The following is a 13,961-nucleotide window of genomic DNA, read 5'->3' on the forward strand; positions in this document are numbered from 1 at the left end:
GCGAAATAATCTTCGGATTATAGCTATCTAAGACAACGATTGGGCATCATCGGGGCTTTGATCCGACCGGAGCCAGTCATGTCCCACCTCGATACCCTCAGCGTCCACGCCGGCCGCGAAGACTTCAGCCGCCTCGGCGTGCATGCGCCGCCGATCGACCTGTCGACCACCTATCCGACGCCTGACTTGGGCATCGGAACCGCCAGTTTCGACGCCTTGGTGGCCGGCGAAGCCTCCGCCGCCAACCCGATCTACGCGCGCTTGCACAATCCGACCGTGGCGCGGGTGGAATCGGCCATCGCGCAGTTGGAAGGCATGGACGCCTGCGTGGCCTACGGTTCGGGTATGGCCGCGCTGACCGCCGTGCTGTTGGACGCCAAGAGCCGCGGCAACCATGTGCTGGCGGTGCGCCCGCTGTACGGCACCGCCGATCATCTGCTGGCCTCCGGCCTGTGCGGGCTGGAGACCGAATTCGTGGCGGCCGACGACATTGCCGCCAAACTGCGGCCCGACACCGCCCTGGTGATCATCGAAACGCCGGCCAATCCGACCTTGCAGTTGGTCGATATCGCCGCGGTGGTGGCCGCCGCCGGCAGCGTGCCGGTGCTGGTCGATTCCAGCTTCGCGCCGGCCTGCATCCAGCGCCCGGCCGAACACGGCGCGGCGTACGTGCTGCACAGCGCCACCAAGTTCCTGTCCGGCCACGGCGACGTGATCGCCGGCGTGGTCAGCTGCAGCGAAGCACGTGCTAAACCGCTGCGCACCGTGCGCGCCGCCACCGGCGCGCTGCTGCATCCGTTGGCCGCCTATCTGCTGCACCGCGGGCTGGCCACGCTCAACCTGCGGGTCGAACGCGCGCAGGCCAACGCGCAGACCATCGCCGAGCGCTTGGCCGCGCATCCGGCGGTGGCCGCCGTGCATTTCCCGTTGCTGCATGACGGCGCGCAGGCGGCGATCTATCGCAAGCAGATGCGCGGCCCGGGCGCGTTGCTGGCGTTCGAATTGGCGCAGGGCTATGCCGGCGCGGCGGCCATGCTGGCGGCGGTGCGTCTATGCACGCCGGCGGTCAGCTTGGGTTCGGTCGATACCCTGATCCAGCATCCGGCCGGTTTGACCCACCGCGTGGTGTCGGAAGCGGCGCGCGCGCAGCACGGCATCGGCCCCGGCCTGATCCGGTTGTCGGTCGGCATCGAACACGTCGAGGACATCTGGGCCGATCTGGCCCGGGCGCTCAACGCAGCTGTTTCAGCCGGTACAGCGCCTCGAGCGCTTGCTTCGGCGTAAGTTCGTCCGGCTCCAGCGCGTCCACGGCCTTGGCCAAGGCGTCGTCGGGCACGAACAGGCCGAGCTGTTGCGGATTATCCAAGGCCTCGGCCTGCAGGTCGAGTGCCGGCCGCGACTTGCTTTCCAGTTGCGTCAAGGCCTGCTTGGCGCGGCTCAGCACCGGTTTCGGCAGGCCGGCCAAGGCCGCCACCTGCAGGCCGAAACTGCGGTTGGCCGGACCGTCCTTGACCGCGTGCATGAAGATCAGCCGGTCGCCGTGCTCGACCGCGTCGAGGTGCACGTTGCGCACGCCCGGATGCGATTCCGGCAGCGCGGTCAATTCGAAATAGTGGGTGGCGAACAGGCAGTAGGCGCGGTTGTCGGCGCTCAGCGCCTCGGCGCAGGCCTGCGCCAGCGCCAGGCCGTCGTAGGTCGAAGTGCCGCGGCCGATTTCGTCCATCAGCACGAACGAACGGGCGCTGGCGTTGCGCAGGATGAAGCTGGTCTCGGCCATCTCGACCATGAAGGTCGATTGCCCGCGCGCCAGGTCGTCGCCGGCGCCGATGCGGGTCAGGATGCGGTCGATCGGGCCGATTTCGGCGGCGTCGGCCGGCACGAAGCTGCCGATGTAGGCGAGCAGGATGATCAACGCGTTCTGGCGCATGTAGGTGGACTTGCCGCCCATGTTCGGACCGGTGATCAGCAGCATGCGGCGTTCGCCGTCCAACACCAGGTCGTTCGGTTCGAACGGCTGTTCGCGCACATGTTCCACCACCGGATGGCGGCCGCGCAAGATGCGGATGCCGTCTTCGGCGCGCAGGTGCGGGCGGCACCAGTCCAGCGATTCGGCGCGTTCGGCGAAGCAGGCCAGCACGTCGCATTCGGCCAAAGCCTGGGCGCAGGCGCGCAGGGCCGGCAGATGGCCGTTCAATTCGTCCAGCAGTTGTTCGTACAACAACCGCTCGCGGGCCAAGGCGCGCTCGCGCGCCGACAGCACCTTGTCCTCGAAGCCCTTCAGTTCCTCGGTGATGAAGCGCTCGGCGCCGGTCAGCGTCTGCCGGCGGGTGTAGTGCGCCGGCGCCTTGTCGGCCTGCCCCTTGCTGATCTCGATGTAATAGCCGTGCACCCGGTTGTAGCCGACTTTGAGCGTGGCGATGCCGGTGGCGGCCTTCTCGCGCGCCTCCAGGTCGATCAGGAACTGGTCGGCATGGGTCGAGAGCTGGCGCAGCTCGTCCAGCTCGGCGTCGAAGCCGGGCGCGAACACGCCGCCGTCGCGCAGCAGCACCGCCGGCTGTTCCAGCAACGCGCGCTCCAGATGCGCGGCCAGTTCCGGATGCTGCACCATCACCGCGCACAGTTCGCGGATGCGCGGCGCGTCGCAGCCGGCGAGCAGGGCGTGGATGTCCGGCAGTTTCTTCAGGCCGTCGCGCAGGGTGCTGAGGTCGCGCGGGCGCGCGCTGCGCAGGGCGACGCGGGTCAGGATGCGCTCCAGGTCGCCGATGCCGCGGAACACGGCGCGCAGGCTGTCGTGCAGGCCGGCGTCCAGCAGGCTCTGCACCGCGGCATGCCGGTTGCCGACCACCGCCGCGTCGCGCAGCGGCCGATGCAGCCAGCGCCGCAGCAGGCGTCCGGCCATCGGGCTGCAGGTGCTGTCGAGCACGCCGAGCAGGGTATGCTGCAGCTGGCCGTCGAAGCGTTCGTCCAGCTCCAGATGCCGGCGGGTGGCGGCGTTCATGGCAATCGCCTCGTCGGCAATCTCCCATTGCAGCGAGCTCAGGTGCGGCAGACGCTGTTTCTGGGTTTCTTCCAGATAGCCGAGCAGGGCGCCGGCGGCGCCGATCGCCAAGGCGTTGGCCGCGCTTTTTTCAGCCAGCCCGAAGCCGGACAGATCGGCCACGCCGAAGAACTGCAGCAATTGCCGAGTGCCGGTGTCGGCGTCGAAATACCAGACCGGACGCCGGCGCAGGCCTTTGGTTCCGGCCAGCTGTTCGGCCAGCGTCTCGTCGTCGGGAATCAGGATTTCGGCCGGATTCAAGCGCGCCAGCTCGGCCGCCAACTGGTCGGCATCGCCCGCTGTGCTGAGCAGGAAACGGCCGGCCGCGACATCGGCCCAGGCCAGACCGTAGCCGCTTTTGCCGTGCGATACCGACAGCAGCAGCAGTTCGCGGCGGTCCTCCAGCAACGCCTCGTCGGTCAGCGTGCCGGGGGTGATGACGCGCACCACCTTGCGTTCGACCAGGCCTTTGGCCAACGCCGGATCGCCGATCTGTTCGCAGATCGCCACCGATTCGCCCAAGGCCACCAGCCGCGCCAGATAGCCGTCGGCGGCGTGGAACGGCACGCCCGCCATCGGGATGGCGTTGCCGCCGCTCTGGCCGCGCTGGGTCAGGGTAATGTCGAGCAGGCGCGCGGCCTTGCGCGCGTCGTCGTGGAACAGCTCGTAGAAGTCGCCCATGCGGAAGAACAGCAGCACATCGGGGTATTCGGCTTTGGCGGTGAAATACTGCCGCATCAGCGGCGTGTGCTGGGAGAAATCGTTCGAACTCATGGGGCTTTTCGCTTATGCTTGAGGCCTAAGTTTACCGCGAGGACGCCCGCTTGAACGCTCCTGAATACGCCACCGACGCGGCCTTGCAGGCCACCGCCCAGCAGTTGGGCGAGCGCCTGAAGGCCGAGCATCTGACGCTGTGCACCGCCGAGAGCTGCACCGGCGGCTGGATCGCCAAGATCCTCACCGACATTCCGGGCAGTTCGGCCTGGTTCGACTGCGGCATGGCGGCTTACAGCTACGAAGCCAAGCAGGCGTTGTTGCGCGTGCGTCCGGAAACCCTGATGGAACACGGCGCGGTCAGCAAGGAAACCGCGCTGGAGATGGTGTCCGGCGCCTTGATCACCTCGGGCGCCAGTCTGGCGGTGGCGGTCACCGGCATCGCCGGCCCGGGCGGCGGCCTGCCGGGCAAGCCGGTCGGCACGGTCTGGATCGCCTGGAAGCGGCGCGGCCAATATCCGAAGGCCGAGGTGTTCCACTTCGACGGCGACCGCGAGGCGGTGCGCCGTCAGACCGTGGCCGAGTCCCTGCGCGGCCTGATGGCGTTGGCTTGAGGCCTCAGCGGCCGTAATAGGCGGTGAAACTGGCCGAACCGAGCTTGTTGGCGTTGATCATGTAGCCGATCAGCGCGGCGGTGGCGCCCTCGGGAATCTCCAGCCGCTCGGTCTTCAGCGCGTGTACGGTGAAGATGTAGCGGTGCGGTTTGTCGCCGACCGGCGGGCAGGCGCCGCCGAAGCCGACGCTGCCGAAGTCGGTACGGCCTTGGGCCGCGCCCGCCGGCAATCCGGCGAAATCGCCGCTGCCGGCGCCTTCCGGCAGCGAATTCACCTTGGCCGGAATGTTGTACACCACCCAGTGCCACCAGCCCGAGCCGGTCGGCGCGTCCGGGTCGTACACGGTCAGCGCATAGCTCTTGGTGCCTTCCGGCGCGCCTTGCCACGCCAACGCCGGCGAGACGTTGCCGCCGCTGCAGCCGAAACCGTTGAACACCTGCGTGTCGGTCAGGGTGGCGCCGGGCTTGATCTGCGCACTGCTCAGGCTGAAATCCGTGGCCATGGCGGTCGAGGCGGCAAGGGAAAGGGCGAGGGCGGCGAGGCGAAGGCTCATGGCGGTACTCCGGTGGTTGATGACGATGAAACGGATTATAGAGCGGTGGCCGCCGGGAGCCTGTGAAAGCCGGCCGCCGAAAATTTCTGCTTGACAGATGCATTATTGTTAGTAGTATTACTACTCATGGATATCTCAAGCGCCCAACAAGCCATTCTCGCCTTCATCGCCCAACGCATTGAAGCGGAGGGCGTGCCGCCCTCGCAGACCGAAATCGCCAACGCCATGGGCTACCGCGGCGTGCGCGGGGCGCAATACCATTTGGATATCCTCGAACATGCCGGATACATCCGCCGCCTGCCCGGACAGGCGCGCGGCATCCGCCTGTGCCATCCGCAGTCCGATGAGGACGTGGAGATTCCCCTGCCTCGTCCTCGGGAGGAATCGGCCGGCGATGCCCTGCGTTTGCCTGTCTTAGGGCGGGTGGCGGCCGGCCTGCCCATCGGCGCCGACATCCCGTCCGACGATTTCGTGCTGTTGGATCGGGCGTTCTTCTCGCCGGCGCCGGATTACCTGCTGAAGGTCAAAGGCGATTCGATGCGCGATGACGGCATCTTCGACGGCGATCTGGTCGGCATCCACCGCACCCAACAGGCGGTCAACGACCAGATCGTAGTCGCCCGGCTGGACGACGAAATCACCATCAAGCGCCTGCGCATCGCCAAGAACGGCATCCGGCTGTTGCCGCGCAATCCCGATTTCAAGCCGATCGACGTCCGTCCCGACCAGGACTTCGCCATCGAAGGCCTGTATTGCGGCCTGATCCGCCCGTCGCGATGAACCGTTCACGCCCGTTTCCCGCATGCCGCGATACGCTGTTTTCCGACAGCGCGCCGGGCCGGATTCCGGTTCCGGCCGGCACCCGTCGCCCGAATACTGGTTTGCGTAGCGTCTCAGCCTATGCGATGGCCCCGCGCTACGCTTTCCCTACCACTTCCACACCCTGAGGAACCGCACCATGGATGAGAACAAGAAACGCGCCCTGGCCGCCGCACTGGCGCAGATCGACAAGCAATTCGGCAAGGGCACGGTCATGCTCATGGGCGACAAGAACGTCGAAGCTACCGAAGTGATCAGCACCGGTTCGATCATGCTCGACCTGGCGCTGGGCGTCGGCGGCCTGCCGAAAGGCCGCGTGGTCGAAATCTACGGTCCGGAATCCTCGGGCAAGACCACGCTGACCCTGCAAACCATCGCCCAGTGCCAGAAGGCCGGCGGCACCGCCGCCTTCGTCGACGCCGAGCACGCGCTCGACCCGACCTATGCGCAGAAGCTGGGCGTCAACCTCGACGACCTGCTGATCTCCCAGCCCGACACCGGCGAGCAGGCGCTGGAGATCGTCGATATGCTGGTGCGCTCCAACGCGGTCGATCTGGTCGTGGTCGACTCGGTCGCCGCGCTGACACCGCGCGCCGAAATCGAGGGCGAGATGGGCGAGATGCAGGTCGGACTGCAGGCGCGCCTGATGAGCCAGGCCCTGCGCAAGCTGACCGGCAACATCAAGCGCAGCAACTGCATGGTCATCTTCATCAACCAGCTGCGCATGAAAATCGGTATGATGATGCCGGGCCAGAATCCCGAAACCACCACCGGCGGCAATGCGCTCAAGTTCTACGCCTCGGTCCGCCTGGACATCCGCCGTATCGGTTCGGTCAAGAAGGGCGACGAGATCATCGGCAACGAGACCCGCATCAAGGTGGTCAAGAACAAGATGGCGCCGCCGTTCAAGCAGGTGGTCACCGAAATCCTGTACGGCGAAGGCATCTCGCGCGAAGGCGAGATCCTCGAGCTCGGCGTCGACGCCAAGTTCGTCGAGAAGTCCGGCGCCTGGTACAGCGCGCTCGGCGAACGCATCGGCCAAGGCAAGGAAAACGCCCGCCAGTACCTGAAGGACAATCCGAAAATGGCCGCCGAGCTGGAAGCCAAGATCAAGGAAAAACTGAAGCCGGTCATCGTGCCGCGCAAGCCGGTTGAAGACGCCGAAGCCTGATCGTGCGGAAAAAGGTTTCGGAGCTTCCGGCGTACCAGCAGGCCCTTGGTCTGTTGGTACGCCGCGAGCACTCCCGGCGCGAACTGAAACGTAAGCTGGCGCAGCGCGGCAAGGACGCCGGGGAAATCGACGCGGCGCTGGAAACGCTGTCGCGCCAGGATTTCCAGAACGACGAACGCTTCGCCCAGGCTCTGGCCAGGTCCCGGCAGTCCGCCGGTTACGGCCCGATCCGCATCCGGGCCGAGATGTCCCAGCACGCCCTGGACGGCGAAACCGTCGAGCAGGCCATCTCGGCCTTGGCCTGCGATTGGCTGGATATGGCCAAGGACCTGATCGAACGCCGCTACCTGCGGAAAATCCAGGCCGATCCTGCGCAGGTCCGAAAAGCGGTCGACTTCCTGCTCCGGCGCGGTTTCGACACCCGCACCGCCTACGCCGCGGCGCGGGTCGCGGACTGGGCCGATGGAGCGGAAAATCTCCCGGAAGACCCGTAATAAACGGCCGGAATGGTTTAAAATCAAGGGCTAGGGCGCCTGCCGCCGTTCCGCTTCGTTTCGGGTAAAACATGTCCAAATCCGCTCCGCGCTCGAGTGCGCAAATCCGCCAGGACTTCCTGGATTTCTTCGCGTCCAAAGGTCACACCGTGGTGCCCAGCAGTCCGCTGGTGCCCGGCAACGACCCGACGCTGCTGTTCACCAATGCCGGTATGGTGCAATTCAAGGACGTGTTCCTCGGCGCCGAGAAGCGCAGCTACACCCGTGCGGTCAGCTCGCAACGCTGTGTGCGCGCCGGCGGCAAGCACAACGACCTCGACCAAGTCGGCTACACCGCGCGCCACCACACTTTCTTCGAGATGCTGGGCAATTTCAGTTTCGGCGACTATTTCAAGAAAGACGCCATCGCCTATGCCTGGGAACTGCTGACCGGCGTCTGGCAGCTGCCGAAAGAAAAGCTGCTGGTCACCATCTATCACACCGATGACGAAGCGTTCGACATCTGGCACAAGGACATCGGCCTGCCGCCCGAGCGCATCATCCGCATCGGCGACAACAAAGGCGCGCCGTACGCCTCCGACAACTTCTGGCAGATGGCCGACACCGGCCCCTGCGGTCCGTGCACCGAGATCTTCTACGATCACGGCGAACACATCGCCGGTGGCCCGCCCGGCTCGCCGGACGAGGACGGCGACCGCTACATCGAGATCTGGAACAACGTGTTCATGCAGTTCGACCGCCAGCCGGACGGCACCCTGCTGCCGTTGCCGGCGCCATGCGTCGACACCGGCATGGGCTTGGAGCGCATCGCCGCGGTGCTGCAGCATGTGCACAGCAATTACGAGATCGATCTGTTCGAGCACCTGATCCGCCGCGCCGCCGAGCTCACTCACACCGCCGACCTCGGCAACAAGTCGCTGCGCGTCATCGCCGATCACATCCGCGCTTGCGCGTTCCTGATCGCCGACGGCGTGTTGCCGTCCAACGAGGGCCGCGGCTATGTGCTGCGCCGTATCATCCGCCGCGCCGTACGCCACCTCTGGAAGCTGGGCGCGCTGAAGGCCGACGGCCTGTTCTGGCGCATGCTGGCGCCTCTGGCCGAGAAGATGGGCGAGGCCTATCCGGAGCTGAACGCCAAGCGCGCGCTGATCGAGCAGGCCTTGAAGGCGGAAGAGGCGGCGTTCGCGAGCACCTTGGATGCCGGCATGCAGAAGCTGGACGGCATGCTGGCCGAGGCCGGCAACACCGTCTCCGGCGAGCAGCTGTTCCTGCTGCACGACACCTTCGGCTGTCCGCCCGATCTCATCCTCGACATCCTGCGCGAGCGCGGTCTGGAGCCGGTGGCGGATGCGATGCCGCAGTATGAAGCGTTGATGGACCAGCAACGCGAGCGCGCCCGCGCCGCCGGCAAGTTCGGCGGCAGCGTGGGTCTGCCGGCCGAGTTGGTGGCCAGCCTGCACCCGACTGAATTCAAAGGCTATGAAACGCTGGAGCTGGACGGCTGCAAGGTCGTCGCGTTGCTGAAAGACAACCAGCCGGTGCCGTCGCTGGCGGCCGGCGAACACGGCGTGGTGGTGCTCGACCGCACGCCGTTCTACGCCGAATCCGGCGGCCAGGCCGGCGACGCCGGCCTGCTGTGCTCGGGCGCGGTGCGCTTCGCGGTCACCGATACGCAGAAGCTGTCGGCGGTTTTCCACGGCCATGCCGGCCGGCTTGAAACCGGTTCAATCGCGCTCGGCGACAAACTCTCGGCACGCGTCGACGGCGCCCGCCGTCAGGCCACGGTGCTCAACCACAGCGCCACCCACCTGCTGCATGCCGCGCTGCGCAAGGTGTTGGGCGAGCACGTCAGCCAGAAGGGTTCGCTGGTCACCGCCGAACGCACCCGCTTCGACTTCTCGCACTTCCAGGCGGTCAGCGCCGAGCAGTTGCAGACCATCGAAGACCTGGTGAACGCGGAAATCCGCCGCAACGCCGAAGCCGAAGTGCATCACATGGGCATGCAGGAAGCGCTGGATTTCGGCGCCATGGCGCTGTTCGGCGAGAAGTACGGCGAACGCGTGCGCGTGCTGCGCATGGGCGAGTTCTCCACCGAGCTGTGCGGCGGCACCCACGTGCATCGTACCGGCGACATCGGCGTGTTCAAGATCCTGTCGGAGGCCGGCATCGCGGCCGGCGTGCGCCGCATCGAGGCCACCACCGGCGCCAGCGCCGTGGCCGCGTTCAAGCACAGTGAAGCCACGTTGCAGCAGGCCGCCGAACTGGTCGGCGCGCGCGGCGGCGACGTGCTCGACAAACTGTCGCAGCTGCTGGAGCGCCAGAAGAAGCTGGAGCGCGAACTGGAGGCCTTCAAGGCCAAGGCCGCCTCCGGCCAGAGCAGCGACTTGGCGGCCAAGGCCGCCGCGCTCGGTCCGTTCAAGCTGGTCAAGGCCCGCGTGGCGGGCGTGGACGGCAAGGGTCTGCGCGAACTGGTCGATAACCTGAAGACCCAGTTGCCCGACTCGGTGATCGTGCTGGCCTCCGGTCAGGACGGCAAGGTGTCGTTGGTGGCGGGCGTGCAAGGCGCAGCCCAGGCCACGTTCAAAGCCGGTGAGGTGCTGAGTCATATCGCCGTGCAGATCGGCGGCAAGGGCGGCGGCCGTCCGGATTTCGCGCAAGGCGGCGGCGAAGACGGTCCGGCACTGGATGCGGCCTTGGCCGGGCTCGATGCCTGGCTGGCGGCGCGCCTGACCTAGGCGTTTGCCCTAGCCCCGTTTTGGGGCTAGCATATGCGCGAAACCTGATATTCGATTCGATATTTTGGAGTTGGCATGTTAATCCTGACCCGGCGCGTCGGCGAGACACTGATGATCGGCGACAACATCACCGTGACGGTGCTCGGCGTCAAGGGCAATCAGGTGCGCCTGGGCATCACCGCGCCCAAGGACGTGGGCGTGCACCGCGAGGAGATTTACCAGAAGATCGGGCGGGAAACCCCGGCCGAGGACGAGCCGAAAGCGGATTGAGGTTTACCTCGGCGGCCAAAGGCCGTATCATAGGCGGACGCCGGAACTGCGTTCCGTCGTAACCCCGGAGAGATGCCCGAGAGGCCGAAGGGGCTCCCCTGCTAAGGGAGTATAGGGTCAAAAGCCTTATCGAGGGTTCGAATCCCTCTCTCTCCGCCATATTTTGATTAGTTGTCGTTCCCAGCGAAGTCCCCAGCGAACACCGCATCCATGACGATCCTTCAGCAAATCCGGGCAGCCAAATACGGTTTCCATGCGGCTTTGCTGCTCGTCTTCTGCCTGCTGAATGCCGGCCACTTCCAATCGGCCGCCGCGATGCCGATGCCGATGCCGGGCCTTTCCGCTTCCCCGCATTCGGCCGATTCCGGACACGCTGTTTATTCGGACGTTGAAGACCATGCGGCCGGCGGCCATTTCCCGCATGCCGCTGCTGAGTCGGACGATTGCGGTCCTGTCGATGCCTGCAAGGTGAAGTGCGCCTGGTTCTGCCAACTCGCGCAGGCCTTGGAGCCGCCCACGGCTGTTTCGTCCGCCTCAATCCGGGTCGCCAGTCGGCCGCCCGTTTATCACCCGCATATCCAGTCCAGCTCGCCCGTCGATTTGACGCTCAGGCCACCCATTTCCGTTTGACGAAAGCGTTATGCCGTGTCGGCTAAGATGCCGGCATCCGTTCGTCCACTATCGGAAAAAACCATGAAAAATATCCATTCCGGGCCCATCATGCCCGGCCGCCGCCGATTCGTGCAGGGTCTCGCCGCCGGCGGCATCGTCGCCGGTATCGGCGCTTGGCCGCACGGGTCATTCGCGGCTGCCATGCCGCCCGCCGTGCCGGTGCTCACCGGCACCGACTTCCATCTGCGCATCGGCGAATTGCCGGTGAACTTCACTGGCAAACGCCGCACCGCCATCACCGTCAACGGCTCCCTGCCGGCGCCGGTGCTGCGTTGGCGCGAGGGCGACACCGTCACCCTGCGCGTCGACAACGCCTTGCCGCCGGACTCTGTGTTCGGCGACACCACCTCCATCCACTGGCATGGCATCCTGCTGCCGGCCAACATGGACGGCGTACCGAGCATGAGCTTCGACGGCATCCGCCGCGGCGAGTCCTGGCTATACCGCTTCCAGCTCAACCAATCCGGCACCTATTGGTACCACAGCCATTCCGGCTTCCAGGAGCAGGCCGGCCTGTACGGCGCGCTGATCGTGGACGCGCGCGAGCCCGAGCCGTTCCGCTACGAGCGCGACCATGTGGTGCTGCTCAGCGACTGGACCGACCTGTCGCCGGCCGATCTGTACGCGCGTCTGAAGAAGATGGCGGACTTCGACAACACCTACAAGCGCACCGTCGGCGACTTCATTCGCGACGCGCAGAAAAAGGGCCTGTCGGCGACGCTCGAGGACCGGAAGATGTGGGGGCAGATGCGCATGACGCCGACCGACATCTCGGACGTCAATGCCAACACCTACACCTACCTCATGAACGGCACCACGGCCCTGGGCAACTGGACCGGGCTGTTCAAGTCGGGCGAGAAGGTGCGCCTTCGCTTCATCAACGGCTCGGCGATGACGTACTTCGACGTGCGCATCCCGGGCCTGAAGATGACCGTCGTGGCCGCGGACGGCCTGCCGGTGCATCCGGTCACCATCGATGAGTTCCGCATCGCGACGGCCGAGACGTACGACGTCATCGTCGAGCCCAGCGGGCAGGACGCGTTCACGATCTTCGCCCAGGACTCCGGGCGCACGGGCTATGTCTCGGGCACGCTCGCCGTGCGCGAGGGCCTGCGCGCGCCGATTCCGAAGCTCGATCCGCGCCCCATCCTGACGATGGCCGACATGGGCATGGCCGACCACGGCGCCCACGGCGGCGGCTCGATGGCGGGCATGGACCACAGCGCCATGGGCCACGGCACAGCGCCGGCCGCAAAACCCGCGGCGGCCAACGACATGGCCGGCATGGATCACAGCGGGCACGACATGTCGGCGATGGCCGGCAGTGCGCCGGCGGGTGGCTCGATGGCCGGCATGGATCATTCGTCGATGACGGGCATGGCCGGCATGCAGACGCATCCGGCGACCGAGAACGGCAACCCGCTGGTGGACAACCAGGCGATGACGCCGACCTCGCGCCTTGCCGATCCGGGCAACGGAATGGGCACGGATGGTCGCAAAGCGCTGAGCTACTCGATGCTCAGGAGCCTGTTCGACGACCCCGACGGGCGTGAACCCGGTCGCACGCTCGAGATGCACCTGACCGGCCACATGGAGAAGTTTGCCTGGTCGTTCAATGGCGTGAAGCACTCGCAGTCCGGGCCGATCAAGCTCAACTACGGCGAGCGCATGCGGATCACGCTGGTCAACGACACGATGATGTCGCACCCGATCCACTTGCACGGCATGTGGAGCGACCTGGAAGACGACAACGGCAACTTCCTGGTCCGCAAGCACACGATCGACATGCCGCCGGGCAGCAAGCGCAGCTACCGCGTGCGCGCCGATGCGCTCGGCCGCTGGGCCTATCATTGCCATCTGCTGTACCACATGGAGTCGGGCATGATGCGCGAAGTGCGGGTGGTCGGATGAGCGCGCTCACGTTGCGGATTGCCGTTGCCGCGGCCGCGCTGTTTTTGGCGGAGCAGGGCTTGGCGCAGGAGGTCGATCATTCGGCCATGGATCATTCCAAGGTGGACCATTCCCAAATGGACCATTCCGCGATGGGTCATGATGCGCCGCCGGAACCGACTCCGGCCGCTCATGACCATTCGACGATGGATCACGCGGCGATGGGCCATGGCATGGTTGCCGAGCCCAAAACCCCGTTGCCGGCCATCACCGACGCCGATCGCGCCGCGGCGTTCCCTGCATTGACCACGAGCCATGCGCACCACAGTCAGTGGTTCAGTAAGGTATTGGTCGACGAACTGGAGACCTGGGAGGCTGATGACGGTCGGGCCTTGCGTTGGGGCGCGCAGGCCTGGGTCGGCTCCGATTTGAACCGCGTCTGGCTACGTAGCGGCGGCGAGCGGGTCGGCGGCGTCACCGAAGCGGCCGATGTCGAGTTGTTGTTCGGCCGCGGCATCTCGCCCTGGTGGGATGTGGTAGCCGGCGTCCGCCACGACGTCCGGCCCGGCGACGGCCGCGACTACCTGGCGGTCGGCCTCATCGGCATGGCGCCGTACAAGTTCGAGGTCGATGCCACGGCGTATCTGGGCGAATCCGGCCAAAGCGCGCTGCGGCTGGAGGCCGAATACGAGGCCCTGCTCGGCGCGCGCTGGGTGCTGCAACCCAAGCTGGAAGCCGCTTTCTACGGCAAGGACGAGCCGGCGCGCGGCATCGGCCAGGGCTTGAACACACTCGAGGCCGGCCTGCGTCTGCGTTATGAAGTCCGGCGCCGCTTCGCGCCCTATGTGGGCGTCGCGTGGGAGAGGGCCTATGGCCAAGCCGCCCGTCTGCGCCGCATGGATGGCGCGGATGTCTCGGATCTGCATGTGGTGGCCGGGGTCCGGCTCTGGTTCTGAACGGCCGGCGTAAAATTTTGCGGCGGGATGGTTGAC

General features: G+C 66.2%; 12 protein-coding genes and 1 tRNA gene. 11 read left to right on the plus strand and 2 right to left on the minus strand.

The window, feature by feature from the left end:
* Positions 1-78 precede the first annotated feature (78 nt).
* Positions 79-1,284: a trans-sulfuration enzyme family protein gene (locus IEV56_RS06320; RefSeq protein ID WP_188448912.1), complete on the plus strand. Its 1,206-nt coding sequence runs from the start codon at positions 79-81 to the stop codon at positions 1,282-1,284.
* Here IEV56_RS06320 and mutS read toward each other — a convergent pair.
* Entirely contained in the window at positions 1,232-3,811 is a 2,580-nt protein-coding gene (gene mutS, locus IEV56_RS06325; RefSeq protein WP_188448914.1) for a DNA mismatch repair protein MutS, read from the minus strand. The two genes, IEV56_RS06320 and mutS, sit on opposite strands and share 53 nt — an antisense overlap.
* A 50-nt stretch (positions 3,812-3,861) precedes the next feature.
* On the opposite strand from mutS, the gene IEV56_RS06330 reads away from it, so the two are divergent.
* Entirely contained in the window at positions 3,862-4,365 is a 504-nt protein-coding gene (locus tag IEV56_RS06330; RefSeq protein ID WP_229730199.1) for a CinA family protein, read from the plus strand.
* A 4-nt stretch (positions 4,366-4,369) separates the two neighbouring features.
* Here IEV56_RS06330 and IEV56_RS06335 read toward each other — a convergent pair whose 3' ends face one another.
* Entirely contained in the window at positions 4,370-4,918 is a 549-nt protein-coding gene (locus tag IEV56_RS06335; protein ID WP_188448916.1) for a YbhB/YbcL family Raf kinase inhibitor-like protein, read from the minus strand.
* Positions 4,919-5,044: 126 nt separating this feature from the next.
* Here IEV56_RS06335 and lexA point away from each other — a divergent pair, with 126 nt between their 5' ends.
* From lexA to IEV56_RS06380, 9 genes are all read left to right on the plus strand, one after another.
* The gene (lexA, locus tag IEV56_RS06340) at positions 5,045-5,698 is read left to right on the plus strand and encodes a transcriptional repressor LexA (protein ID WP_188448918.1); all 654 of its coding nucleotides are present in this window, start codon (positions 5,045-5,047) and stop codon (positions 5,696-5,698) included.
* 178 nt (positions 5,699-5,876) lie between these two features.
* On the plus strand, positions 5,877-6,908 hold the full coding sequence (recA, locus tag IEV56_RS06345) for a recombinase RecA (RefSeq protein ID WP_188448920.1): 1,032 nt from the start codon (positions 5,877-5,879) through the stop codon (positions 6,906-6,908).
* Between the two features lie 2 nt (positions 6,909-6,910).
* Entirely contained in the window at positions 6,911-7,402 is a 492-nt protein-coding gene (locus IEV56_RS06350) for a regulatory protein RecX (RefSeq protein ID WP_229730200.1), read from the plus strand.
* 71 nt (positions 7,403-7,473) lie between these two features.
* Positions 7,474-10,137 (plus strand): alanine--tRNA ligase, encoded by a 2,664-nt coding sequence (alaS, locus tag IEV56_RS06355; protein WP_188448922.1) that lies wholly within the window; start codon positions 7,474-7,476, stop codon positions 10,135-10,137.
* A gap of 75 nt (positions 10,138-10,212) precedes the next feature.
* Positions 10,213-10,407, plus strand: a complete 195-nt coding sequence (gene csrA / locus IEV56_RS06360; RefSeq protein WP_188448924.1) for a carbon storage regulator CsrA — start codon at positions 10,213-10,215, stop codon at positions 10,405-10,407.
* Between the two features lie 66 nt (positions 10,408-10,473).
* Positions 10,474-10,566 (plus strand) — tRNA-Ser (locus IEV56_RS06365).
* 51 nt (positions 10,567-10,617) lie between these two features.
* Positions 10,618-11,037 carry a hypothetical protein gene (locus IEV56_RS06370; RefSeq protein WP_188448926.1) on the plus strand — a complete coding sequence of 140 codons (420 nt, stop codon included), beginning with the start codon at positions 10,618-10,620 and terminating at the stop codon, positions 11,035-11,037.
* A 63-nt stretch (positions 11,038-11,100) separates the two neighbouring features.
* Positions 11,101-12,990: a copper resistance system multicopper oxidase gene (locus IEV56_RS06375; protein ID WP_229730201.1), complete on the plus strand. Its 1,890-nt coding sequence runs from the start codon at positions 11,101-11,103 to the stop codon at positions 12,988-12,990.
* Entirely contained in the window at positions 12,987-13,925 is a 939-nt protein-coding gene (locus tag IEV56_RS06380; protein WP_188448928.1) for a copper resistance protein B, read from the plus strand. Before IEV56_RS06375 ends, IEV56_RS06380 begins: the two co-directional genes overlap by 4 nt.
* Positions 13,926-13,961 lie beyond the last annotated feature (36 nt).

It is taken from the genome of Arenimonas maotaiensis, assembly GCF_014638745.1.
GTDB classification, from domain to species: Bacteria; Pseudomonadota; Gammaproteobacteria; order Xanthomonadales; family Xanthomonadaceae; genus Arenimonas; species Arenimonas maotaiensis.

Coding starts and splice junctions, on each gene's coding strand:
- mutS (WP_188448914.1), bottom strand. CDS start 3,811: ATGAGTTCGAACGATTTCTCCCAGCACACGCCGCTGATGCGGCAGTAT.
- IEV56_RS06320 (WP_188448912.1), top strand. CDS start 79: ATGTCCCACCTCGATACCCTCAGCGTCCACGCCGGCCGCGAAGACTTC.
- IEV56_RS06335 (WP_188448916.1), bottom strand. CDS start 4,918: ATGAGCCTTCGCCTCGCCGCCCTCGCCCTTTCCCTTGCCGCCTCGACC.
- IEV56_RS06380 (WP_188448928.1), top strand. CDS start 12,987: ATGAGCGCGCTCACGTTGCGGATTGCCGTTGCCGCGGCCGCGCTGTTT.
- IEV56_RS06370 (WP_188448926.1), top strand. CDS start 10,618: ATGACGATCCTTCAGCAAATCCGGGCAGCCAAATACGGTTTCCATGCG.
- recA (WP_188448920.1), top strand. CDS start 5,877: ATGGATGAGAACAAGAAACGCGCCCTGGCCGCCGCACTGGCGCAGATC.
- alaS (WP_188448922.1), top strand. CDS start 7,474: ATGTCCAAATCCGCTCCGCGCTCGAGTGCGCAAATCCGCCAGGACTTC.
- lexA (WP_188448918.1), top strand. CDS start 5,045: ATGGATATCTCAAGCGCCCAACAAGCCATTCTCGCCTTCATCGCCCAA.
- csrA (WP_188448924.1), top strand. CDS start 10,213: ATGTTAATCCTGACCCGGCGCGTCGGCGAGACACTGATGATCGGCGAC.
- IEV56_RS06375 (WP_229730201.1), top strand. CDS start 11,101: ATGAAAAATATCCATTCCGGGCCCATCATGCCCGGCCGCCGCCGATTC.